The sequence below is a fragment of the Streptomyces sp. S.PB5 genome, from assembly GCF_030403745.1.
GTDB lineage: Bacteria > Actinomycetota > Actinomycetes > Streptomycetales > Streptomycetaceae > Streptomyces.
This window is the reverse complement of record NZ_JAQMWP010000017.1, coordinates 95,248-118,877: the sequence shown is the minus strand read 5'-3', so window position 1 is coordinate 118,877 and position 23,630 is coordinate 95,248. Positions and strand designations below refer to the sequence as shown.

At 73.7% G+C, this 23,630-nt stretch carries 11 protein-coding genes and 3 pseudogenes; 8 read left to right on the top strand and 6 right to left on the bottom strand.

From position 1 onward, the window contains the following. Positions 1 to 5: 5 nt before the first annotated feature. Together PH203_RS36530 and PH203_RS36525 are read right to left on the bottom strand one after the other, a co-directional pair. Positions 6 to 2,456: a SpoIIE family protein phosphatase gene (locus tag PH203_RS36530; protein ID WP_289925772.1), complete on the bottom strand. Its 2,451-nt coding sequence runs from the start codon at positions 2,454 to 2,456 to the stop codon at positions 6 to 8. Positions 2,457 to 2,987: 531 nt separating this feature from the next. Then, a complete protein-coding gene (locus PH203_RS36525) occupies positions 2,988 to 4,094 on the bottom strand; it encodes a serine hydrolase domain-containing protein (protein ID WP_289925771.1) in 1,107 nt (368 codons plus the stop codon). Positions 4,095 to 4,227: 133 nt separating this feature from the next. Between PH203_RS36525 and PH203_RS36520 the strand changes: the two are divergent. After that, a pseudogene (locus PH203_RS36520) lies at positions 4,228 to 5,450 on the top strand (SpoIIE family protein phosphatase). A 67-nt stretch (positions 5,451 to 5,517) separates the two neighbouring features. Here the strand turns inward: PH203_RS36520 and PH203_RS36515 are convergent. Beyond that, positions 5,518 to 6,291: pseudogene (locus PH203_RS36515) on the bottom strand (MFS transporter); the annotation flags it as partial. A 501-nt stretch (positions 6,292 to 6,792) separates the two neighbouring features. On the opposite strand from PH203_RS36515, the gene PH203_RS36510 reads away from it, so the two are divergent. The 6 genes from PH203_RS36510 (at position 6,793) to PH203_RS36485 (ending at position 17,491) form a co-directional block, all read left to right on the top strand. After that, complete coding sequence (locus tag PH203_RS36510; RefSeq protein WP_289925902.1) at positions 6,793 to 8,271, top strand: acyl-CoA carboxylase subunit beta; 1,479 nt, start codon at positions 6,793 to 6,795, stop codon at positions 8,269 to 8,271. Positions 8,272 to 8,384: 113 nt separating this feature from the next. Then, on the top strand, positions 8,385 to 10,130 hold the full coding sequence (locus tag PH203_RS36505) for a fatty acyl-AMP ligase (RefSeq protein ID WP_289925770.1): 1,746 nt from the start codon (positions 8,385 to 8,387) through the stop codon (positions 10,128 to 10,130). Beyond that, on the top strand, positions 10,127 to 14,233 hold the full coding sequence (locus tag PH203_RS36500; protein WP_289925769.1) for a type I polyketide synthase: 4,107 nt from the start codon (positions 10,127 to 10,129) through the stop codon (positions 14,231 to 14,233). Before PH203_RS36505 ends, PH203_RS36500 begins: the two co-directional genes overlap by 4 nt. A 22-nt stretch (positions 14,234 to 14,255) precedes the next feature. After that, positions 14,256 to 15,356 (top strand): alpha/beta hydrolase family protein, encoded by a 1,101-nt coding sequence (locus tag PH203_RS36495; protein WP_289925768.1) that lies wholly within the window; start codon positions 14,256 to 14,258, stop codon positions 15,354 to 15,356. A 122-nt stretch (positions 15,357 to 15,478) separates the two neighbouring features. Beyond that, a complete protein-coding gene (locus tag PH203_RS36490) occupies positions 15,479 to 16,711 on the top strand; it encodes a PucR family transcriptional regulator (protein ID WP_289925767.1) in 1,233 nt (410 codons plus the stop codon). Between the two features lie 138 nt (positions 16,712 to 16,849). Continuing rightward, on the top strand, positions 16,850 to 17,491 hold the full coding sequence (locus tag PH203_RS36485) for a cutinase family protein (RefSeq protein WP_289925766.1): 642 nt from the start codon (positions 16,850 to 16,852) through the stop codon (positions 17,489 to 17,491). A 463-nt stretch (positions 17,492 to 17,954) separates the two neighbouring features. Here the strand turns inward: PH203_RS36485 and PH203_RS36480 are convergent, their stop codons facing one another. Together PH203_RS36480 and PH203_RS36475 are read right to left on the bottom strand one after the other, a co-directional pair. Further along, entirely contained in the window at positions 17,955 to 19,286 is a 1,332-nt protein-coding gene (locus tag PH203_RS36480; protein WP_289925765.1) for a diacylglycerol kinase family protein, read from the bottom strand. A 69-nt stretch (positions 19,287 to 19,355) separates the two neighbouring features. Continuing rightward, a pseudogene (locus PH203_RS36475) lies at positions 19,356 to 20,005 on the bottom strand (EamA family transporter). Between the two features lie 134 nt (positions 20,006 to 20,139). Between PH203_RS36475 and PH203_RS36470 the strand changes: the two are divergent. Beyond that, entirely contained in the window at positions 20,140 to 21,873 is a 1,734-nt protein-coding gene (locus tag PH203_RS36470) for an Ig-like domain repeat protein (RefSeq protein WP_289925764.1), read from the top strand. Positions 21,874 to 21,924: 51 nt separating this feature from the next. On the opposite strand, the gene PH203_RS36465 is transcribed toward PH203_RS36470, so the two are convergent. Beyond that, entirely contained in the window at positions 21,925 to 23,571 is a 1,647-nt protein-coding gene (locus PH203_RS36465; protein ID WP_289925901.1) for a phospholipid carrier-dependent glycosyltransferase, read from the bottom strand. Between the last annotated feature and the right edge of the window lie 59 nt (positions 23,572 to 23,630).

Below are 23,630 nucleotides of genomic sequence, written 5' to 3'. Positions count from 1 at the left end.
TCGTCTCAACGCGGTCTCCTGCGGGTGGCGAGCAACAGGGCGATGTCGTCAGGGCGGTCGGCGGCGTGCCGGGCCGCCGTGGTGAGCCGGTCGGCGATGCCCGCGAGCCGTGCCGTGGGGGTCCCGGCGCGGGCGAGGGCCACCCGCAGGGCGCTGATGCCGTCGTCGATGTCACCGCCGGGCCGCTCCACCAGCCCGTCGGTGTAGAGCGCCAGGACGGCGCCGGGCTCGATCCGCAACTCCGTGACCGGGTAACGGGCGCCCGGGTCCACGCCGAGCACGACCCCGCCGGGCAGGTCGAGGACGCGGGTGCTGCCGTCCGGGTTGCGCAGCAGGGGCGGCGGGTGCCCCGCGCGAGCCACCCGGGCGAGCCCGGTGACCGGATCGAGGCGGATGTAGCAGCAGCTGGCGAACTGCCCGGGGTCGAGGTCGATGAGGAGGTGGTTCGTGCCGCTCATCACCTCGTCGGGCGGCCGGTCACCGAGCGCGAACGCCCGTACGGCGGTGCGCAGTTGGCCCATGGTCGCGGCGGCCTGCACACCGTGTCCCTGCACGTCCCCGATGACCAGGGCCAGACCGTCGCCCGACTCGACCACGTCGTACCAGTCCCCGCCCACCTCCATGCCCTGGGTGCCGGGCAGATAGCGGCCCGCGGTCTCCACCAGCGGATGGTCCGTCAGACGGCGGGGCAGCAGCGCCTGTTGGAGGCCCCGGGCCAGCGCGGCCTCGCTCTCGTAGCGCTGAGCCTTCTCCATCGCGTGGGCGATCAGTCCGGCGAGCGCGGTGAGCACCGAGCGCTCCTCGCCGCTGAAGGTGCGGGGGCGGTCGAAGCCCAGGATGCAGGAGCCGACGGGGCGCCCGGAGGCGATCAGCGGCAGGAACGCGCGGGCGCCCTCCGTCGCGTCCAGCGGGATCCCCGGGTAGGCGGCGGTGAGTTGCTGCATCGAGTCGAAGAACAGCGGGCGGCCGGTGGTGAGCGTCTCGACGCCGGGCAGATGCGCGTCGAGTCCCACCCCGTCGAAGGGGGCGAGGAAGCCCGGCGGGAAGCCGGACTCCCAGGCCAGATACAGATGCCGGTCCTGAAGCAGGTACAGCGCCAGACGGCGGCCGCCGAACGCGGGGAGCAGCTCCTTCATCACCACGGCGGACACCTGACGGGCGGTGACCGCCTCGGTCAGCGCGATGGCGAGGACGATGGGGCGGTACAGCGGCGCCAGGGACGACGTGGCGGCGCCGTCGGCCTCCGCGGAGTCCGGCATCCGGCGCGTCGGCTGCACCGTGCAGGTCAGCACGTCCGGGCCGGGATAGACCGACAGCGCGAGCCAGTCGCCCTCGTAGGAGGCGTCCAGGCCGGGCGGCCGTCGTACATGGAGGTGCACCGGGTCCGGGGACAGCAGGGCGCTGCGCAGATGGTCCTCGACGTCGGGCTCGTTCAGCCAGGGCACGCCCTCCCACAGCGGACGGCCCAGCAGCACCTCCCGCGGCCGGTGCAGCAGCTGTGCGGCGCGCGGATTGGCGTACGCCACCAGCCCGAGCCGGTCCAGGCAGAACACACCCTCCGGCAGCAGGTCCGCGGCCGCGTCACCGGCCGCACCCGGCCCGGGATCGAGGACGAACCCGCGCACCGGTCGCGCGTCCGATCCGGCCGCGGAGGCGTCCGGCGTCCAGAACTCCATCAGCCGCAGACCGCCGTCCGCGGCCCGCACGTACAGCGGCAGTGACGGGGTGCTCGCGGCCGCCTCCCGCAGCGCGGCCAGCACACGCTCGGCGTCGTCGGGGGCGACGGCCTCGGCCAGCGCCCGGGCGGTCCCGTCGAAGTCCGTGGGCGTGACCCCCACCAGGGCGTGCAGATGGGCGTCCGCGGTCACCACGCCGGTCGCCGGGTCCCAGGCGAAGCGGCCGAGCCGGCCCGCCGACGGGTGCGCGGCCGGCGGCCGCACACACAGGGGCTCGTCGTCCCAGATGACGGGGCCGGCATCCCTGAGGCTCCCGAGCCGCCGGGCCAGTTCCTCCGCGACCCGCGCCAGCCGCTCCCGCTCGGCGAGCACCTCGGTGGCGTCCGCGGCGGCGGGCCGCAGCACACTGAGCACGCCGTACGTCGTCGACGCGTCGGCGACGGGCACGTACAGCGACCCGAACTGGAACGGCAGACCGGCGGCGAACTGCGGATAGCGCCGCATCGTCTCGGTGGCGTTCGGCAGCACGACCTGCACGCCCAGCCGGTAGGCATCGGCGACGGGGAACGGCCGGTCGGCGTGCAGCCGCCACCACGGCCTGAACAGCGGCCCCGGCAACCCGGCCAGCACCGCCAGACGCAGCACCCCCGGCGTGCTCGAACGCAGGTAGACGCCACCGGCATGACCCCCGGCCGCGGCGATCGCCTCCGTCGAGGCACCGATCAGCAGCGCGGCCAGCCGTCCCGGCATCCGGTGCGCGTCCTCGCCGCTCCCAGTCATCGGCCTCTGCCTCGTCCCTGTGCCGCCGCACGGGCGACACAGCAAGAATGCGCCAGGAGGGGCCTGCGGCGCATCCGGGTGGACGAGGTCGGGAGCGGAGTTCGCGGGATACGGAGGCGGTCAGGGGCGGCCGGCGGTGCGGTCGGGCGCGGGTTCGGGGGTGCGCCGTGAGGGAGGCGGCGAGGCCCGGTGGACCGCGCAGGGGCTGAGGGGGCGGGCCGGGTCGTACGGTCCCGGATGTCCTCGTGGACCTCCCGCATCACGACCGAGGCCGGGCCCCGAGCGAGCCGTCTCCGAGGCCGTGCGGGCCGGCTGCGGTGCCCGGGGCGGCCGCACTCCGATGGCGGGGCTGAGGGGGCGGGCCGGGTCGTACGGTCCCGGTTGTCCTCGTGATCCCCCCCCCGCATCACGACCGAGGCCGGGCCCCGAGCGAGCCGTCGCCGAGGCCGTGCGGGCCGGCTGCGGTGCCCCAGGCGGCCGCACCCCGGTCACGGCGTCGGCGACGGTCCGCCTCGCAGGCCCCCGGGGCGATCAGCCGCCCAGCCCCTGCAAGCCCTCGTACGCCGCCATCACCAGCTCCAGCCCTCGGTTGTCCGCCTCCGGCTCCCGCATCTGGTTGGTCACGTACGCGACCGTCATCCGGGCCCCGGGATCGATCATGACCAGGGAACCGCCCCAGCCGCCCCAGCCGTACGTGGTGCCGAACCGGCCGTAACCGAGGCCCCAGCTGACCGGCATGCCCAGGATGCGGTCCTCGCCGGTGTACTGCTCCTCGAAGGCCCGCTCGACGCCCGCCGGGGACAGCAGCCGTACCCCGGACACCGTGCCCGCGCAGGCCATCACGGACTGCGCGCGGGCGACCGAGCGGGCGTTGCCGAAGCCGCTCGCCGCCGGGATCTGGGCGCGGCGCCAGGCCACGCTGTTGCCGTCGCGCAGACGGATGCCGGTCGCCGTGGAGGGTGACGCGTCCTGGTCGGGGGCGCCCGCGACGTAGTCCTCGTCCCGGCCCGGCGGCGGGACGGTGAGGGCCACACGGTGGTCGCGTTCCGCGGACAGGCCGATGCTGAAGTCCGCTCCGAGCGGTGCGGCCACCTCCCGGGCGAAGAACTCGCCCACGGTGCGTCCCGTGATCCGGCGGAGCACCTCGCCCACCAGGAAACCCTGCGTCAGGGAGTGGTAGCCGGCCGCGGTGCCCGGTTCCCACTGCGGGGTCAGGGCGGCGAGCCGGGACGTCACGGACGGCCAGTCGTACAGCTCCGCGACCGGGCCGTCGTAGTCCGGCAGACCCGCGGTGTGCGAGAGCAGATGCCGTACGAGCACCTTCTCCTTGCCCGCCGCCGCGAACTCCGGCCAGTGACGGGAGACCGGCGCGTCCACGTCGAGCTCGCCCCGGTCCGCGAGGATCAGCGCGGACAGGGCCGTCATCGTCTTGGTGACGGAGAAGACGTTGGCGACGGTGTCCCGCTGCCACGGCACGCTGCGGTCCGCGTCCGCGAAACCGCCCCACACGTCGACCACGGGCTCGCCGTCCACGAAGACCGCGGCCGAACCGCCGACGTCCCCGGCGTCCAGGAAGGCGGCCAGCGCGTTCGGCACAGCGGTGAACAGATCGTCGTACGAGCCCTGGATGTCTGCCATGCGCGGAATCTAGTGGGCGACGGCGGGCCGGGGGCAACCGAATTTCCGGTGCCCGGGTCCGGGGGAGGCCCCCCGGACGGCGCGGCCCATATCGTGGGAAGTGGTGCGATATCGGCAGTGAGGCGGCAGAGCCATGGCGGACGCGGAGATCGACTACGCGGCGGTGTTCCAGGCGCTGCCCGGCATGGTGGCGGTCCTGACACCCGGACTGGTGTACGCGGACGCCAACGAGGAGTTCGTGCGCATGTCCGGCCGCAGCCGGGGGCAACTGGTCGGCAACCACCTCTTCGACGTCTTCCCCGACAACCCCGGCGACCCGGCCGCCTCCGGCATGCGCAACCTGGCCGCCTCGCTGCAGCGGGTCCTGGCCACCGGCGAGCGGGACACGATGGCCGTGCAGCGGTACGACGTCCAGTCGCTTCAGCAGCCGGAGCGCTGGGAGGAGCGCTACTGGAGTCCGGTCAACGCCCCCGTCCTCGGCCCCGACGGCGAGGTCGTCCTGCTCGTGCACCGCGTGGAGGAGGTCACCGAGTTCATCCGCGACCGCGGCGGCCCGGTCGGCACCCGGGCCCGGGCCCTGGAGGCCGAACTGTACATCCGTGCACGGGAGTTGCAGGAGGTCAACGAGCGGCTGCGCAAGGCCCACGCCCGGGAGCGCGAGGTGGCCCTCGCCCTCCAGGAGGCGATGCTCCCCGCACCCCGGCTCGTACGGGACCACCGCGCGGCCGTCCGCTACCGCCCCGCGGTCGGCGCGCTGAACGTCTGCGGCGACTGGTACGACGTCGTGGACCTGGTCGGCGGCGACCGCATCGGCGTCGCGGTCGGCGATGTCGTCGGGCACGGGCTGGCGGCGTCCTGCGTGATGGGCCAGCTGCGCAGTGCGCTGAGCGCCGCGTCACGGGTGGCCGAGGGCCCCGCGCAGGCACTGGACGTGCTGGGCCGCTACGCGCACGTGGTGCCCGGCGCGGAGTGCGCCACGGCGGTCACCACGTTCATCGACTTCGAGGCCCGCACCATCACCTACAGCAGTGCGGGACACCTTCCGCCCGCGCTCGTCCACGCCGACGGCGAGGTGGAGTTCCTCGACGGGGCGACCGACCCGCCGCTGGACGCCGGCCCCGACCCCGTCCCCAGGCGTCGACCGTCTTCGGCGACGGCGCGACGCTGGTGCTCTACACCGACGGCCTGGTGGAACGCCGCCGTGAGGACATCGGGACCGGCCTCGGACGCCTCGCGGACTCCCTCGCCCGCCACCGGGAGGCCGACCCGGAGGCCATGGCGGACGCGGTCCTGCTCGAACTGCTCCCGCAGGCTGGCGCCACGGACGACACGGCACTGATCATCGTGCGGCTGTGAGTGACGACCGGGTCGACGTCCGGTGGTGCGCGGCGGGTTCGTCGCACGGCGGTGCGCGGCGGGCTCATCACGCGGCGGTGAGCTGCCGGGCGTGCTCGGACGACGGGAGCAGAAGCGGTGTGGCGAGCAGGAGGACCCCGGCCGCGGCGAGGGCGATACGGGGCCGGTGACCGCGGCGAGCAGACCCCGGGCGGCGGTGAGGGCGGCCGTGGTCAGCTTGTTGCTGACGGACCAGGCCGAGAGCGTGCGGGCGACACGGTCGGGCGGGGTGCGGTCGAGCCGGCAGGTGGCCGGCACCGGGTTGTGGACGGCGCAGCTGGTGATCACTCCGAGTTCGAGGAGCATCACGAGCAGCAGCCCGGGCAGCCCCGGACCGACGAAGGCGAGCCCGACCGGCCAGGGCCGAGCATGAGGACGGTCAGCAGGGGGACCGCCGGCATGGTCAGGGCGTTGACCAGGACGGTGTTCAGGAACAGCGGTCGCAGCACCGGATCGGCGAGGAGGAACCGCCAGCCGCCGAAAAGGTCACCGGCCTTGGGCCGGCCCTCCGCCGCGGTCCGCACCGGACGCGCATCGCCCTGTCCGCCCATGGCGCGGATCCCCACCGCCGACAGCAGATGGCTGACGGCGTCGGCGGCGACGGTCACCACGGGCCGGAACACACCGATCGCCGCACCGCCCAGAGTCGGTCCGATCATGGTGGCCGTCCATGAGGTGGCCTCGAACCGGCTGCCTGCGACCAGCAGGTCCCGGGAGGCACCAGGGCCTTCAGGCAGGCGCCGGAGGCCGCGGTGAAGGTGATGTCGGCCGCCGCGACGAGCACGGACACAACCAGAAGTCGTGCAGCCACCCGAAGGACCGCCCCATGCCCCCACCTCTCGCGCCACCCGCCGCGGACCAAGGGCATCCAAGCGGGCCGAGGACCCGCGGATCAAGCAACCGCCATACTCCCGAGCCACAACGCATGGTTGTGCCCTTCCGGTGACGGTCATGGACCTCGATGCCGTACGTACGGCCCGGAAGCCGGGCCCTGCGCGTGGAGGTGATCGGCCGGCGTCTCGCCCCGGCCCGCGGTCAGCTACTGAGCCCCGTGACGCCCGGGCCCTTGTCATCCCCGCACCAACCTCTGCCCCGCCGGACTCATCTTCCGCAAACAGAACAGTGATGGACCCGGCTCGCCCCACCGGCCCTGCCATATTCGAAAGCCATTTCGGAGGTGGTCATGGCAGTAGAGGTGGAGACAGCCAGGACGAGGCCGGTTCAGGAGAGGGGGCCGGGGCCCAGCGGTGATGCGCTCGCCGACCGGACCACCGAGCGCATCACCGCACTGGAGCACCGCCGGATGCGGGCGGTCGCCCCGAACGGGCCCCGCAGACGCGGGGAGTACGGGGCTCGCGAGCGGATCGATCTCTTACTGGACGCGGGCTCGTTCACCGAGACGGGCCTGTTCGTGCGAGCCCGGGACACCGGCGACGGGGCCGGGCGCCCGTACGGCGACGGAGTGGTCACCGGATTCGGCACGATCGACGGCCGGCAGGTCTGTGTCTTCGCCCAGGACGCCACGGTCTTCGGCGGCAGCATGGGGGAGGCCTTCGGGGAGAAGACCCTCGCGCTGATGGACCTCGCCCTCAAGACGGGCTGCCCGGTCATCGGCCTCAACGACGGCGGCGGCGCCCGCATCCAGGAAGGCGTCACCTCGCTCGCCCTCTACGCCGAACTGGTGCGCCGCAACGTACAGGCGTCCGGAGTGATCCCGCAGATCTCGGTCGTCCTCGGCCCCTGCGCCGGCGGAGCCGCCTACTCGCCCGCCATCACCGACTTCACCGTGATGGTCGACGGCGCCTCGCACATGTTCGTCACCGGCCCCGACGTCATCGAGACGGTCACCGGCGAGCACACCAGCGCCGAGGAACTGGGCGGCGCCCGCACCAGCAACACCCTCAACGGCAACGCCCACTTCCTCGCCGCCGACGAGGTCAACGCCCTCGACACCGTACGGGACCTGCTGTCGTACCTGCCCGCCAACAACCTGGACCGGCCCCCGCAGTACGCGCCCGGGGCCGCACCCGCCGGACCGTGTCTCGACGCGCTGGTGCCGGACCGGCTCGGACAGGCCTACGACATGCGCGACATCCTGCGCGCGGTCGTCGACGACGGTGAACTCCTGGAGATCCAGGAGCTGTTCGCGCCGAACATCATCTGCGCCCTGGCCCTCGTCGAGGGCAGCGCCGTCGGTGTCGTCGCCAACCAGCCGCTGCACGCGGCCGGCGTCCTCGACATCGACGCCTCCGAGAAGGCCGCACGGTTCGTACGGTTCTGCGACGCGTTCGGCATCCCCCTGCTGACCTTCGCCGACGTCCCGGGCTATCTCTCCGGCGTCCGCCAGGAGCAGGCCGGCATCATCCGGCGCGGCGCCAAACTCCTGTACGCCTACGCCGAGGCGACCGTCCCCAAGGTCACGGTGGTGGTGCGCAAGGCGTACGGCGGCGGGTACGCGGTGATGGGCTCCAAGCACCTGGGCGCCGACATCAACCTCGCCTGGCCCACCGCCCGGATCGCCGTCATGGGCGCCGAGGGCGCGGTGGGCGTCCTGCACCGCCGCGAACTCGCCGCCGCGGCCGACCCCGAGGCCCTGCGCACCCGCCTGGTCACCGCGTACGAGAGCACCTACGGCACCCCCTACCTCGCCGCCGAGCGCGGCTACGTCGACGCCGTCATCGCCCCGCGCGACACCCGCGCCCACATCTGCCGCGCCCTGCGGGCCCTGCGCGGCAAGCGTGCCCCGATGCCGGAACGCCGCCACGGCAACATCCCTCTCTGACCCGACCCCCTTTCGCCACCGGCCGATCTCGCTCCACCACCGACCGCGCGCCACTCCCGACCCCCACCCTTCTCCCCGCAAGCCGTCCCCGCGACGTGAGGAGTCCATCCCCCATGGAGACGCCCCGCCCCCCGCTCGCGCCCGACTTCCGGACGTTGCCGGAGTATGTGCGGCACTGGGCCGAAACCACCCCCGACCGCCGGGCGCTGACCTTCGTCGACCATCCGGCGCCCGACTCGCGCGGCGTCCACCGCACGCTGACCTGGCGCCGGCTCGACCAGCGGATGCGGGCCATGGCCGCCCGCCTCGCCGCGGAGGCGGAACCCGGGGCGCGGGTCGCGCTGCTGTGTCCGCAAGGAACCGACTACGTCACCGCCTTCCTGGGGGCGCTCGCCGCCGGCCTGGTCGCCGTACCGCTGTATCCGCCCGGACTGCCCGGCCAGGACGACCGGCTGTCGGCGGTGCTGGCGGACGCGGACCCGGCGGTCGTGGTGACGAGCACGCACGCCCTCGCAGGGGTACGGGAGTTGTGTGCGGGCCGGGATGTGAAGGTCGTCGCCGCGGAGCGGGTGCCCGATGCCGCCGCCGATCGGCTGCCGGCCACGCCCGAGGCCGGAGCGGTCGCCTATCTCCAGTACACCTCCGGCTCAACCCGCACCCCGGCGGGCGTCGAGATCACCCACGCCAATGCCGTCGCCAACGCCCGCCAGGCGCTTGTCGCCTACGGTGCCGACACGCACCCGGTGACCTGTGTGGGCTGGCTGCCGCTCTACCACGACATGGGGCTCGTGCTGAGCGTCGCGGCGCCGGTGGTGCGGGGACTGCTGTCGGTGCTGATGGACCCCGTGGCGTTCCTGCACGAGCCGGTGCGCTGGCTGCGGCTGCTGGCCATGCACCCGCGCGCGCTGAGCGCGGCGCCCAACTTCGCCTACGACTACTGCGCGTCGACGGTCACCGAGGCACAGAAGGCCGGGCTGCGGCTGGACGGCGTCTTCGCCCTGATCAACGGCAGCGAACCGGTCCGCGCCGGCACCGCCGACCGCTTCCACACCGCGTTCGCCGCCCAGGGACTCGTCCCTCACACCCACTGTCCGTCGTACGGACTGGCCGAGGCGACGGTCTTCGTCAGTGCCGCGCGGCCCGGGGCACCGCTGCGGGGATTCGCGCTCGACCGCGACGCCCTGGCCACCGGGAAGGCCCTGCCCGCGCGGCCCGACGATCCCAGAGCCGTGCTGCTGACCGGCTGCGGGAGACCGGCGGGCCAACGGGTGCGGATCGTCGACCCGGTGGCGCGGGTCGCGCTCGGGGAGGGGCAGGTCGGCGAGATCTGGGTGCAGGGACCCAACGTGGGCCGCGGGTACCGCAACCAGGAGCGACAGAGCCTGTCCGTCTTCGGGGCCGAACTCGCCGACGGAGCGGCCGGGCCCGGCACATGGCTGCGCACCGGTGACCTGGGCACGGTCCTGGACGGGCAGTTGGTCGTCACCGGGCGGCTGAAGGACGTCATCGTCGTCGACGGACGCAACCACTACCCGCAGGACGTCGAGGCCACGGCCCAGGACGCGCACCCGGCCGTCCGGCGCGACCGGCTCGCCGCCTTCGGGGTACCGGGCGGCGCCGGGGAGCGGGTGGTCGTCGTCGCGGAGCACGCACGGACCGCGCCGCTCGCCGGCATCGACGTACCGGCCCTGGTACGGGCCGTACGCGCGGCCGTCTCCGGCCGGCACGGGCTGCGGCTCTCCGACGTGGTCCTCGTCCCGCCGGGCACCGTGCCCCGCACCTCCAGCGGAAAGGTGTCGCGGGCGCGGACCCGGGAGCGCTATCTGGCGGGTGCGTACGCGGTGGAGGCCGAGGGATGAGAGTCGTGGGCGCGGGAGACGGTGAGGGCTCGGGAGAAGGCGAACTGCGGCGGCTGATCGCCGAGAAGGCGGCCGCCTGGAGCGGGATCGCCGTCGAGGACGTGCCGATGGACCTGCCGCTCGCCGAACTCGGGATGTCCTCACGGGACGCGGTCGCGCTGGCGGGGGAGCTGTCCCGGGCGACGGGCCGCGAACTGCCGGCGACCCTGCTGTGGGAGGCGCCCACCGGCGACGCGCTGGTGGCGCGGGTGTGCGGCGCCGCGGCGGAGCCCGCCCCGGTGCCCGGTGCGGTCCCTGGGGTCACGGCACCCGCACCCGACCCCGCCGAACCGATCGCGGTCATCGGCGTCGGCTGCCGGCTGCCGGGGGGAGTGCACGGCCCGGCGGACTACTGGCGGCTGCTGCACGACGGCGTCGACGCGATCCGGCACGTCCCGGAGGACCGGTGGCGGGACTTCACGCCGTACCCGCCCGCCGACGCCCTCCCGTACGGCGGCTATCTGGACGACATCGCCGGGTTCGACGCGGACTTCTTCCGCATCACACCGCGCGAGGCCGCCGTGACGGACCCGCAGCAGCGGATGCTCCTGGAGGTCGTCCAGGAGACCCTCGACCACGCCGCCGTCCCGGCCGCGTCCCTGGCCGGCACCGGCACCGGAGTCTTCGTCGGCGTCTCGGCTCCCGAGTACGGTCAGCTCACCGGCGCCGACCCCGAGGCCGTCGACCCCTGGGCGCCGGCGGGCGGGGCACTGAGCGTCGCGGCGGGCCGGGTGGCGTACGTCCTCGACACGCGCGGGCCGAGCATGGCGGTCGACACCGCGTGCTCGTCGTCACTGGTCGCCGTGCACCACGCGTGCGTCAGCCTGCGCACCGGCGAGAGCGGTCTCGCGATCGCGGCGGGCGTCAATCTGCTGCTCTCGCCCACGGTCACCGTCGCGTTCCGGCGGGCGGGCGCCCTCGCGCCCGACGGGCGGTGCAAACCGTTCTCGGCGGCCGCCGACGGCATCGGCCGGGGCGAGGGCTGCGCGGCCGTGCTGCTGAAACGGCTCTCCGACGCCGAGCGGGACGGCGACCGGGTCCTCGCCGTCATCCGGGCCACCGCCGTCAACTCCGACGGCCGCTCGGGCGGCCTCCTCGCGCCCAACCCGGCCGCCCAGCAAGCCCTGTTGACGACCGCGTACGCCCGGGCGGGGCTCTTGCCGGCCCATATCGACCACGTCGAGGCCCACGGCACCGGCACCCCGCTCGGCGACCCCATCGAGGCGGGCGCGCTCGCCGCCGTGCTCGGCGCCGGACGCGACCCCGAACGACCGCTGCTCCTGGGCTCGGTCAAGGGCAACCTCGGCCATCTGGAGTCCGCCGCGGGCATCGCCGGACTGGTGAAGACAGTGCTCGCCCTCCACCACGACCTCGTCCCGTCCTCCCTGCACTGTGCCGAGGGCAGCGCCCTGGACGACCCACGGCTGCGGGTCGTCACGGAGGCCGAGCCCTGGCCCCGGTACGGCGGTACGGCCACCGCCGGGGTCTCCGGATTCGGGTTCGGCGGCACCAACGCCCATGCGGTACTGGAGGAATGGCGCCCCGGAGCCTTCCTGCCGCCCCCGGCCGAGGAGCCTCCCGCCCGGCTCCACCTCCTCTCCGACGCCGACACCGCCCGCGTCCGCGACACCGCGGGCCTGCTGGCGGACTGGCTCGGCACACCCGAGGGACACGCCACCCACCTCGCCGATGTCGCCCGCACCCTCGCCGGACGCACGGGGCGAGGGGCCCTACGAGCCGCGATCGTCGCCCGCGACCGAGCCGAACTCGCGGAGGCGGCGGGCGCGTTGGCGGCGGGACGGCCGCACGCACGGGTCGTCACGGGCGACGGCCGTGACCTCGTCGGCCGCGGTCCGGTGTGGGTCTTCTCCGGGTACGGCAGCCAGTGGGCCGGCATGGGGCGGCGACTGCTGTGCGAAGAACCCGCCTTCGCCGCGGCCGTGGAGAAACTGGACGCACAACTGGCCCCCGAGTGCGGGTTCTCCCTCGCAGGCCACCTGGCCTCCGGCGGCGGCCTCGACCGCCTGGAGGTCGCCCAACCCGTGCTCTTCGGGCTCCAGTTGGCCCTCGCCGAACTGTGGCGGGCGCACGGCGTCGAGCCGGCCGCCGTCATCGGCCACTCCCTGGGCGAGGTGGCCGCCGCGGTGTGCGCGGGCGCGCTGGAGGTCTCGGACGCCGCCCGCGTGGTCGCCGTACGGGCCCGGCTGCTCAGCGGGCTGCGCGGCGGGGCGATGGCGGTGGTCGACCTCGACGACGGCGAACTCGACGCGCTGGCGGGGGAGTTCCCCGACGTACATGTCGCGGTGCACTCCTCCCCGGGCCAGAAGGTGGTCACCGGGGAGGAGGCCGCGGTCGCCCGGCTCGTGCGCCGGCTGGAGAGGGAGGGGCGGGTCGCGCGGTCCATGCGGGTGGCCGGGGCCGGGCACTCCCCGCAAGTGGAGCCGCTGCTCGGTGAGTTGACGGCTTCCCTGGCGGACATCCGAGGCGGCCGCCCCCGAGTCCCCGTCTACTCCACGGTGCTGGACGACCCGCGCGGCACTTGCGTCTACGACGCCGCGCACTGGGCCGCGAACCTGCGGCGGCCGGTGCGCCTCGACCGGGCCGTCGCCGCGGCCGCCGCCGACGGCCACACCGCCTTCGTCGAACTCTCCCCGCACCCGGTCCTCACCCGGGCCGTCACGGACACCGCCCCCGGCGCCCTCGCCCTCGGCACCCTCCACCGCGACGCCGACACCGCCGCCGACTTCCTCACCCGCCTCGGCACGCTCCACGCCGCCGGCCTCCCGCTGCCACTGCCGCCGGGGCGCGTCACCGACCTGCCCGCGCCACGCTGGCGGCATACGCGGCACTGGTGGACGGACGGGCGGCCGGGAGCCCTGCCGAAGACATCTGCGGGCGCGGCAGGGGCGGGGAGACAACTGCCGGAGTCAGACCGGCCGTCCGCCGACAGCCAGGTGGCGGAAGCGGGCCTAGAGGCGGAGGACTCCACGGTCACGGCCCGCCTCCGCCACCACATCGCCGCCGTCACCGGACACGCGACGGCACGCATCACCCCGGCCACCGCCTTCGCCGACCTGGGCCTGGACTCCCTGATGGCCCTCCGTATCCGCGCCGCCCTGGAACGCGAGTTCGCCGTCGAACTCCCCCTGCGGGACCTGCTCGGCGCCACCACGGTCGAGGACACGGCGACCCGGATCCGGCAAGCGCAGAACCCGATCCGTCCCGACCGAACCCCGCAGAGCCACCTTCCCCACCCTCCCCTCCGACCCCTCCACCCCACCGGTGCCCGCACCCCGCTCTTCCTCTTCCACGCCGCCGGAGGCACGACCGACGTCTACCGGCCCCTCGTCGAACGCCTCGGCGGAGAACGGCCCGTGCACGGACTGGAGCGGCTCACGCAGGCCCGCACCGTCGCCGAGAAGGCACGCCGGTACGCCGAGGCCGTGGCCGCCGTGCACCCCGACGGGCCCTGTCTGCTGGGCGGTTGGTCGTTCGGCGGGTTCGTCGCGCAGGAGACGGCGCGGCAACTCACCGCGACCGGGCGGGACGTGGAGCTGGTGGTGCTCATCGACTCCGTACGGCCGCTCCCGCATGCCGAGTCCGCACCGGGCGACCGGATCCGCGCCCACTTCGCCGGTTTCGCCCGCCATGCCGCCGAGACGTACGGGGTCGAACTGAACCTGTCGTACGACGAGTTGGCCGCGACGCAGGACGACGAGGAGCGCATCGACACCGTGCTGCGGGCCCTGCGCGAGGCGGCCGGCGTGCCGCGCGCCGCCCTGGAGCACCAGCGGTCCTCCTATCTGGACCTGCGGATCGGCGAGGCCCACCGGCCGGGCCGCCACGACGGGCCGGTACTGCTCTACCGGGCCACCGACCCGGCCCCGCACACCGTGCGCGACCCCGCCTACGAACGGGACGACGAATCGCTCGGCTGGGACGAGGTGTGCCCCGACCTCCGCGTCGTCCGCGTCCCGGGACACCACTTGTCGCTGCTCGACCCGCCGCACGTCGACGAGATCGCCGCCCATCTGCGGCGGACGCTCGCGAAGGACCGCCGCTGAACCCCATCCGAGGAGAGCCGCCATGCCCGACCGAACCACCGCAGTGCCGACCGGCCGCGCCGGAACGTCCCGGCGCGCGGTCACCAGAGCGGCCACCGCCGCCGGCCTGGCCACCCTCTTCGGCGCCACGGCCACCGGCACCGCCGGGGCGACCGGCAGCCGCATCGGCGCCGGTCGGACCGACGCCGGCCGGAGCACCGCCCGGGCCGCCGCCACCACAACAAGCGCCACCGCGAAAACCGCCACGACAGCACCAGTCACCACAGCAACCGCCGCCACCACTCCCACCGTCACCCCGCTCGGCCCCCGGACCCTCGACGTCGCCCTCCCCTCCGCCGCCCTCGGCCGCAGCGCCCCGGTCCGGCTGATCCTCCCCTCCTCGTTCGCGACGGCGCCCCGGCGGACGTACCCCGTGCTGTACCTCCTCCACGGAGCCCACGACGACTACACGTCCTGGACCCGGGAGACGGACATCGTGGCGTTCACGGAGGGACGGGAGCTGATCGTGGCGATGCCGGACGCGGGGCCGACCGGCATACCCACCGTCTGGCAAAACGGCGCGGACTACGAGACCTTCCAGCTCGCCGAGGTCCCGGCGCTGCTCGCCCGGGACTACCGGGCGTCCGGGGTACGGGCCGTCGCCGGGGTGTCCACCGGCGGCTACGGGGCGATCGCGCACGCGGCACGGCACCCGGGGGCGTTCACGGCGGCGGCCGCGTACAGCGGCATCCTCGACACCCGGGCACCCGGCGTGCCCGCCCTGATGAGCGCCATCGTCGCCCGCGAGAACCTGACGCCGACGTCCCTGTGGGGCAACCCGCTGCTGAACCTGCTCACCTGGCGGGAGTTCAACCCGCGGGACCGGGCGGCGGGACTGCGCGGCACCGCGCTGTACGTGTCCAGCGGCAGCGGAGTGGTGGGCGGCAGCGGCGACTGGCTGCCCGAAGCGCTGGAGAGCGCGCTGTGGCCGTCGGCGCACGCGTTCACCGACACCCTCGCACGCCTGCGTATCCCGGCGACGACCCACTACTACGCGGGAGGGGGACACAGCTGGGCCTACTGGAAGCGGGAGTTCGCCGCGTCGTGGCCGATGCTCGCCGGTGCGCTGGGGGTGCCGGCGTGAGGCCGCTCTCGTCGGGGCACGGAACGGAGCGCAGGGGACGTCCGTCCAACCCAGGACTTGTCCCTCGCCCCACGGGCACCAGCCCGCGGGTGAGCGTCTTCCGGGCGAAAGGAGGGTCCGTCGTGGCCGCCCCCACCCCGCCGCCCGGCGTACCGGACGGCCCCCGCGCCGCCCCGGTGCCCCCCGAACTGGCCAGACTGCTGCGCGACCAGCTGGAGGCCGTCGCCGACCAGGTGGAAAAGGAGGTGCGCAGACAGGTCCCGGAGTACGCCCGCCCGGGCGACGGGACGTACGACAGGCACCTGAGAGCCGGGGTCGTACAGGCGCTGACCCTGTTCGTCGACCACATCGCCGACCCGCGCGGCCAGGGCGCGGCCATCACCGCCACCTACTACGAACTCGGCCGCGGCGTGGCACTGGAGGGCCGCGACCTGGACGCTCTCCAGTCCGCGATACGGGTCGGCGGGCTGCACGCCTGGCGGCTGATGGGACGGACGACGGAGGAACTGGGCCTGGACTCCTCGGTGGTGGCCGCGCTCGGTGAACTCGCGTTCCGGACGGTGCACGAGGTCGCCGAAGCGGCCGCCGCCGGATACGCCGAGGCCCGGCTGCGCAGCAGGGACGAGCTGGAGCGGCGGCGCGGACGGCTGCTCGGACTGCTCCTCGGCGAGGGGCCGCCGGCCCCGGAGGCGGTGCAGGACCTGGCGCACGGCGCCCGGTGGTCGGTGCCCCGGCAGGCCGCGGTGGTGGCGCTGGCGGCCACCCCGGACCAGCGGGAGGAGGACCGGCCGCTCGCGGTCGCCGGGGCGCTGGTGGACATGGCGTCCCGGCCGCCGCGGATGCTGTTGCCCGACCCGGACGGTTCCGGCCGTTTCGGAGGCCGGGCGTTCACGCTCGCGCTGCGCGGCAGGCCTGCCGCGATCGGCCCGACGGTCCCGCTCGCCGAGGCCGCCCGTTCGCTGCACTGGGCCACCCGGGCGCTCGGCCTGATGGGGCGCGGCATCCTGCCCCGGCAGGGCGTGGTGCGCTGCGCCGACCATCTGTCGACGCTGCTGCTGCACAGCGACGAGCCGATGCTCGACCGGCTCCGGTCCCAGGCGCTCGCGCCGTTGGACGAGGTCTCGGAGGGGGCGCGCGGACGGCTCGCCGAGACGCTGCTGGCGTGGCTGCTGAGCGGCAGCAACGTGCCCGATGTCGCCACCCGCCTCCACGTCCACCCGCAGACGGTCCGCTACCGCCTGCGCCAGCTGGAGAAGCTGTTCGGCGACGCCCTGCACGACCCGGACACCCGGCTGGACCTCATCCTCGCCCTGCGCGCCGAGGAATTGCAGGGCGACGACACGTTCAGCGCCTAGAAAACCCGACTCACCTCGGCTCAAAAAGACGAGGAATTCCTGAATTCCCGTCCATAACACTCGGTCCGACCACGCGAATATGTTCGGGGAAGTCCTTTCCACAGGCGCGCCACGCGCCCCACCCGCGAAGGATCCCCCATGCGTATCCGCTTGTGCCTCGCCGCGCTCTCGCTCGTCGGCGGGGCCGGACTGGCCACCGTCTCGGCACCCATGGCAACGGCCGCGGCCTGCACGGACATCGACGTCGTCGCGGCCCGCGGCACCTTCGAGCCGGGCTCACTCGGCTTCATCGTCGGTGACCCGGTGTATTCCGCGCTGCAGAGGAAAATCACCGGGAAATCACTGTCCAGCCATCGGGTGAACTATCCCGCGGACCTTTCCCCCACCTCGGCGGCACAGGGCAACACGGACCTGGTGAACCATGTGAACAGCCAGGCCGCGTCCTGTCCGAACCAGCGTTTCATTCTCGTCGGCTATTCGCAGGGTGCGAATGTCGTCGACAATTCCATCGGGATCAGCAGCGCCGGAGCGTTGGTCGGCAGCCCCATCGTGGCCACGATTCCCGCGGCGCTCGAACCGAAGGTCGCCGCGGTACTGCTGTTCGGCAACCCGATCCGGGCGCTCGGCAAGAGCGTCACCGGCACCTACCAGAGCCGCACCATCGACTTCTGCGCGTCCGGCGACCCGGTCTGCCAGAACGGCGGCACCGACATCGGCGCCCACCTCGGCTACACCGCGAACGCCGACGCGGCGGCGACCTTCGCCGCGACCAAGGTCTGAACGGCACCACCGCCTCGCCGGCGGGACGGGTGAAGGGCCCGGGAGGAAAGATCCTCCCGGGCCCTTCTTCCATGAAGGGAACGGCCGGTGGGATGGCCGGCCGGGATCCCGCGCGAACTCCGCGCCGTCCGTCACCCGCGAGCACGGTGAGCGTCAAACGGACGGTCGTCCCGTCCGGATGCACCACGAGCCGCTTCGCCTGCGGCGACGTGGCCGGCTGGAGGTCCGTGACCGGCTTGTGGACAGGGCCGTCGATCTGCCCGTGCCCGGCCCATGCCCCGACCCTGCCGTGGGGCCTACGCTGGCCCGGACGAAGGGGGTTGGACGATGCAGAGGCTGAACAGGCGCCTGCGGGCCTGGCTGATCGTGGTGACGCTGCTCGCCGGCGGACTGGCGGCACTCGCGCCGGTGAGCCACGGCGGCTGACGTCGCGCCGGGAACGGCGACGCGTACGCCGGGGACGTCACCACCTGCGCCGAGGCGCCGCCGTACGGCCGACCGTCGCCGCGAGTTTGCGCAACCGGCGCCAGTCCAGGCGGGGTTGCCGCCTGGCCGCCCCCGGGCGTTTGCGCGGCACCCGGACGGTGAGCGCGCCGGGTGCGATGCGGCAGTGCACGGGTGAGGGAAGGACGAGCGCCTCGCCGTCGAGGCCGACCTCCAGCTCAGGGGTGTCGGCCTCGACGACGACCTCGCGGGCGGTCACGACGGTGAGCCCGGCGGGAGCGGGGTCGAGGAGCAGCGCGGCGGCGTCGGTCGCGCTGTCCACCCGCAGACCGAGAACCCCGAGCGCGCCGGTGTCGAGCCGGTCGCGCGTGCCGAAGCCGAACGGATCGCCGGTGACGTAGGGGTTGTTGCTCACCAGCACGGCCTGCGGGGAATCGAGCGTGGTGTCACCCGCCGACGCGGTGAGCCGGGGCCCCTGCTGGCGGGTGAGGAGGTCGGGGAGCAGATCCAGGCTGGTCCCGATCTTGTCGTCCCGGTAGGACGGGCTCTGCACGATGGCCGCGTACGCGCCGAAGGAGGCGTTGTTGACGAAGGGGCGGTCGCCGGCGAAACCGAGGTCCACGCGGAGTTCGACGCCGTCGGTGAGCGCGTCGAGACAGGTCGCGGGGTCGTCGCGGTCGAGGCCGAGGTCCAGGGCGAAGTGGTTGCGGGTGCCCGCGCTGATCACGAGGAACGGTATCCCGTGCTCGGCGGCGACCGCCGCGACCAGGGCCTGGGTTCCGTCCCCGCCCGCGGCACCGAGCAGATCCGCGCCGTCCGCGACGGCGGACCGCGCGAGGGCGGTGACATCCTGACGCGCGTCAGGGTCGAGCAGGACGACCCGCGCACCGAGCCGCTCGGCCTTCTCCCGCAGCCCGAACCGGCCCACCTTCCCGCCGCCCGAACGCGGATTCATGATGAGGAACGGCCGCTTCGGCGGCGCGGCCCGGCGTTCCCTCGCCCGCACCCGGTGACTGCCGGTGCCCCGCAGCGCGTACCGGCCGCTCCACACGGCCACGCCCCACAGCGTCAGCGACACCGGCAGCGCCCAGAAGAGCGTCGCGGCGAACAGGGCGACGAGACCGGCGGGCACGGCCACCGCCAGCAGCGCCGCCGCCCACCGCAACGGCCCCCGCAGCGTCAGCGTCCACCACACCGCGGCCGCGGCGAGAGCCAGTCCGGCAGCGCCGCCCGCCAGCAGCAACAGCCCGCCCAGGCCGCCGTATATGAGAGGCGCGAGGACCGCGAGCGCCGCCGAGGCCAGTGCCACCCTCGCCGCCCATCGCTGCTCGCGATAGGCCCGCTCGGTCATGTCCACGCCTTGACTCTCCGTTCGCACCGGAGGCCCGCACCCGGCCTCGCACGACAGAACACTGACAGATCACGCGCGGGGCGGGTAGCCGAACTGATCTTCAGCAGACAGGTCGTTGCCGTCCCCTTCACCACACCACCCGACGTACGCCCCACCGGATCCGGGCGGGCACGTCACGCACACCGGCGACCCCGGGGCGCCCCCGCGATGGACGACGACCACCGCCGCGAGGCAGACGCCCAGCCCGAACGCGGTCCGCGCACCGAACGGTTCGCCGAACATCAGCGCACCCCGGACCGCGGTGACCGGCGCCGTGAGGAACATGAGCGTGTTGACCTCGGTCACCCCGGAGCGCTTCAGGATGAGCCAGTACAGCCCGTACCCGCCGAAGGCCGACAGGGCCACGAGCCAGCCGATCGCGGCCCAGAGCGAGAGCTCGGCGGACGGCCGGGCGGCCCCGGCGCCCACGGCGAGCACCGTGAAGACGACGGCGCTGGTGGCGCAGTGCACGGTCAGCGACACCACGGGCGCGACCTGCTCGGGGCAGCGGCTCTCGACGAACATGGCCGCCACGATGGCGAGCATGCCGAGAAAGGGGATGAGACAGGCCCAACCGGCCGCGGGATCGTGAGCGCCGGCGCACTGCCCGCGCCGAGCTTCGTCCCGATGAACCCGGAACTCCAGCAGAGCACGAAGGCGATCGACAGGAGGAGGTTCACCGGTGACGTCCGTGCCGGTTGCCCCATGACCGCCGACGTGCCCCCTTGATCACAGGATCTTCACCACTGTTACATGGGGGACACATGGGCCTCACCGCTCCTGGTGAGACCGACAACGCCTGTGGGGGGAACAGTTGAACAGCGCACACCGTCGCAGACACCTTGCGGCCACGGTCCTCGCCGTCGCACTCACCGGGACCGGAGTGACCGTCGCCGCCGCGCCCGCGGCCCACGCGGCGGCCTTCGACGCGGTGGCCAAGCTGCCGATCACGTCGTACTCGGCGCTGGCCGTGGACTCCGTGCACGAGCGGGTCTACGTCGCCGACAGCAACATGGGCAGCTACTCCTACGCCGGCCTCATCGCCGTCTACAACTTCCAGGGCGAGCGGATCACCACGATCAGCACCCAGCAGCACGTCTCCGGACTGGCGTTGAACGCCGACGGCTCCACGCTCTACGTCGGCGGCCGCGAGGTCATCTGGCGCTACGACACCAGCACCTACACCTCGAACGGCCTGTACGTCTCCACCGACACCTGCGGCCGCAGCCTCGCCCACTCCGGCGGCACGGTGTACTTCACCACGCCTTACTCGTACTACTCCGCGGAGTGCGACTCGTCACTGACCTATCTGGACTCCTACGTCCCGGCGGACAACACCTCCCCGCGCACCAACTGGCAGGACCACGGAAAGCTCCAGCTGGAGGCCGGCCCCGGCGACCGGATGCTGATGGGACAGCCGCTCAACGCCAAAGCCTCCGACCCGTTCCTGACGGTGTACGACACCGGCGGCGGCACCCTGGTGCGCAATGCGGCCCGGCGCTTTGCCGACGCCGACGGCCAAGGCGCCCTGAACCTCAAGGACATGGCGTTCTCCGCCGACGGCAGCAAGATCGCCGTCGCCGACGCGGCCGCCGGCACCCGGCTGCTGAACACCACCGACCTGTCCGACGCGGACACCGGCTACCAGGCCCTGCCCGCCGGGGCCTCTGCCAGCGCGGTCGCCTTCAGCGGCGACGGCAAGTACATCGCCCGCGGCGCCTCGGCCACCGGCGCGACCCCGGACCTGCTGGTGCAGCCCGCCGACCCGGGCGACTCCACCGCCCCGCTGGAGTTCGCCTTCGAGGGCAGCCTCGACGGCGACCGGGTGGCGCCGCGCGGCATGGAGTGGTCGGCGGACGGCTCCCGGCTGTTCGCGGTCACCACCAACGCGGCCGGCAACCAGTTCTGGCTGCACGTCATCCAGCCCCCGGCGGTCCAGTACGACGTACGCCTCGCCGCCACCCTCACGCACAGCCCCGCCCAGGCCGTCGCCGGCGAGCCGCTCTCCGTGCGGGGCCGGCTGGAGCACGACGGTCCGGCGCCCGCCGAGCCGCTGAAGGTCAAGGCGACCCGTACCGACGCGAACGGCACCCACGACCTGGGCACCTTCCCCGTCAAGGACGACGGCAGCTACACCGTCCTCGACGAGCCCGGCCTGGTCGGGGACGCCACCTACACCGTCTCCTACCTCGGCGACCTCACCCACCGCCCGGCGACCGACGTCACCCACACCGTGTCCGTCGGCAAGGCGCCCACCACCATCGCCCTCACCGCCCCGGCGCAGGTCCCGCTCGGCACGGGCGTCGAGATCACCGGCACCTTCACCGCCCAGGGCAGGGCCCTGCCGGACCGCGCGGTGCTGAAGGTCGAACGCACCGACCGTCTCGGCACCGGCACGCTGTCCTCCGTGACCGTTGCCGCGGACGGCACGTTCACCGTCAACGACATCCCGCGCACCCGGCGGGAGACCACCTACAAGGTGAGCTGGCCCGGCGACGACCTGCACACGGCGTCGACGGCCTCGGCGACGGTGTACGTCACCCGCTGACCGGACGAGGAACCCATGACGGCGGCTTCCCGGGCGGGGAGCCGCCGTCGGCTATATCCACGTGTCCAGCCACATCCGCGACCGCCACTGGTCGACCGGGACGGTGGTGCCGGAGTAGACCGGCCAGAAGTAGATGAAGTTCCAGGCGATGAGCAGCACCAGCACGCCCGCGGCCACCACCCCTCGTACCCGGCGCCTCTCACCCGCGCCCGGCGGACCCGCCAGTGCCCCCAGCAGCATCGTGACGGCCAGACACAGATACGGCACGAACACGACCGCGTAGAAGGAGAAGACCGTGCGGTCCTGGTACAGGAACCACGGCAGATAACCGGCTCCCACCGCGCACAGGACGGCTCCCGAGCGCCAGTCGCGGCGCAGCGCCCAGCGGTGGAGCAGATACACGACCGCGCAACAGGCCGACCACCACAACAGCGGGGTGCCCAGGGCGGTGATCGCCTGCGAGCAGTCGGCCGCCGTCGCGGGGCAGCCGTCCGTCCCCGGTTTCGGCGACTCGTAGTGGAAGAGCACGGGCCGGCCCAGCACCAGCCAACTCCACGGGTTGGACTCGTACTTGTGCGGGGTGTGCAGCCCGACGTTGAACTGGTACACCCCGTGCTCGTAGTGCCACAGACTGCGCAGCGGCGCCGGGATCCACGACCAGGTGCCGCCGCGGCCGTCCGCCCAGTGGCGTCCGTAGCCGTCGTCGGACAGGAACCAGCCGGTCCAGGTGGCCAGATAGGTCAGGACGGCGACCGGGACGAGCGACATCACCGACCAGCCGAGGTCCTTGCGCAGCACGGCACGCCAGGGACGACGCGCCCCGGCCACACGACGCGAGCCGACGTCCCACAGCAGCGTGAGGACCACGAAGAAGGCGAGGAAGTACAGGCCGTTCCACTTGGTCGAGGCTGCGAGCCCCAGGAGGACACCGGCGGCGAGCCGCCAGGGACGAAACCCCGTCCCGGCGCGGTCACCGGTGGGCCCGTCGGGGCGGACGCGGCCGTCCTCGTCCACCGGCAGGGCCGATGCGAGCCGGGCCCGTGCCCCGTCCCGGTCGATGAGGAGGCAGCTGAACGCCGCCAGGACGAAGAACATGACGACGAGGTCGAGCAGAGCCGTCCGGCTCATCACGTAGTGCAGCCCGTCCACCGCCATCAGCGCTCCGGCGAGGCAGCCCAGTGCCGTCGAACGGAACAGACGGCGCCCTGTGCGGCACAGCATCAGCACCGACAGCGTGCCGAGGACGGCCGTCATGAAACGCCAGCCGAACGGCTCCAGGCCGAACATCCACTCGCCGAGCGCGATCACCCACTTGCCCGTCGGCGGGTGCGCGACGAAGACCCCGGGGTCGGACAGCGAAATCACCTGGGGATCGGCCAGGATCTGCGGGTCGGCGATCTCGCGGTCCGGCCAGGTGCCCTCGTAGCCGAGCCGCAGCAAGGACCAGGCGTCCTTGGCGTAGTACGTCTCGTCGAACACGACCGCCCGCGGACTGCCCAGCCGCCAGAAGCGCAGCAGCCCGGCGAGGAGCGCCACCAGCAGCGGCCCGCCCCATCCCGACCAGCGCGCGAGCCGGTCCGCCGCCACCGGCGACAGTCCGATCGCGCGCCACCCGCGTGAGCCGGGTTCGGGAAACGGCTCCACCAGGCGGTCCCGCACGCAGGCACTCGGCCCCGAGACGTACCCGAAGCGGCGCAACCGCCGCTCCCAGGAGCCGGATCGGCGAGGGTCCGCCGTTCGCGGCGGGTCGACGACCG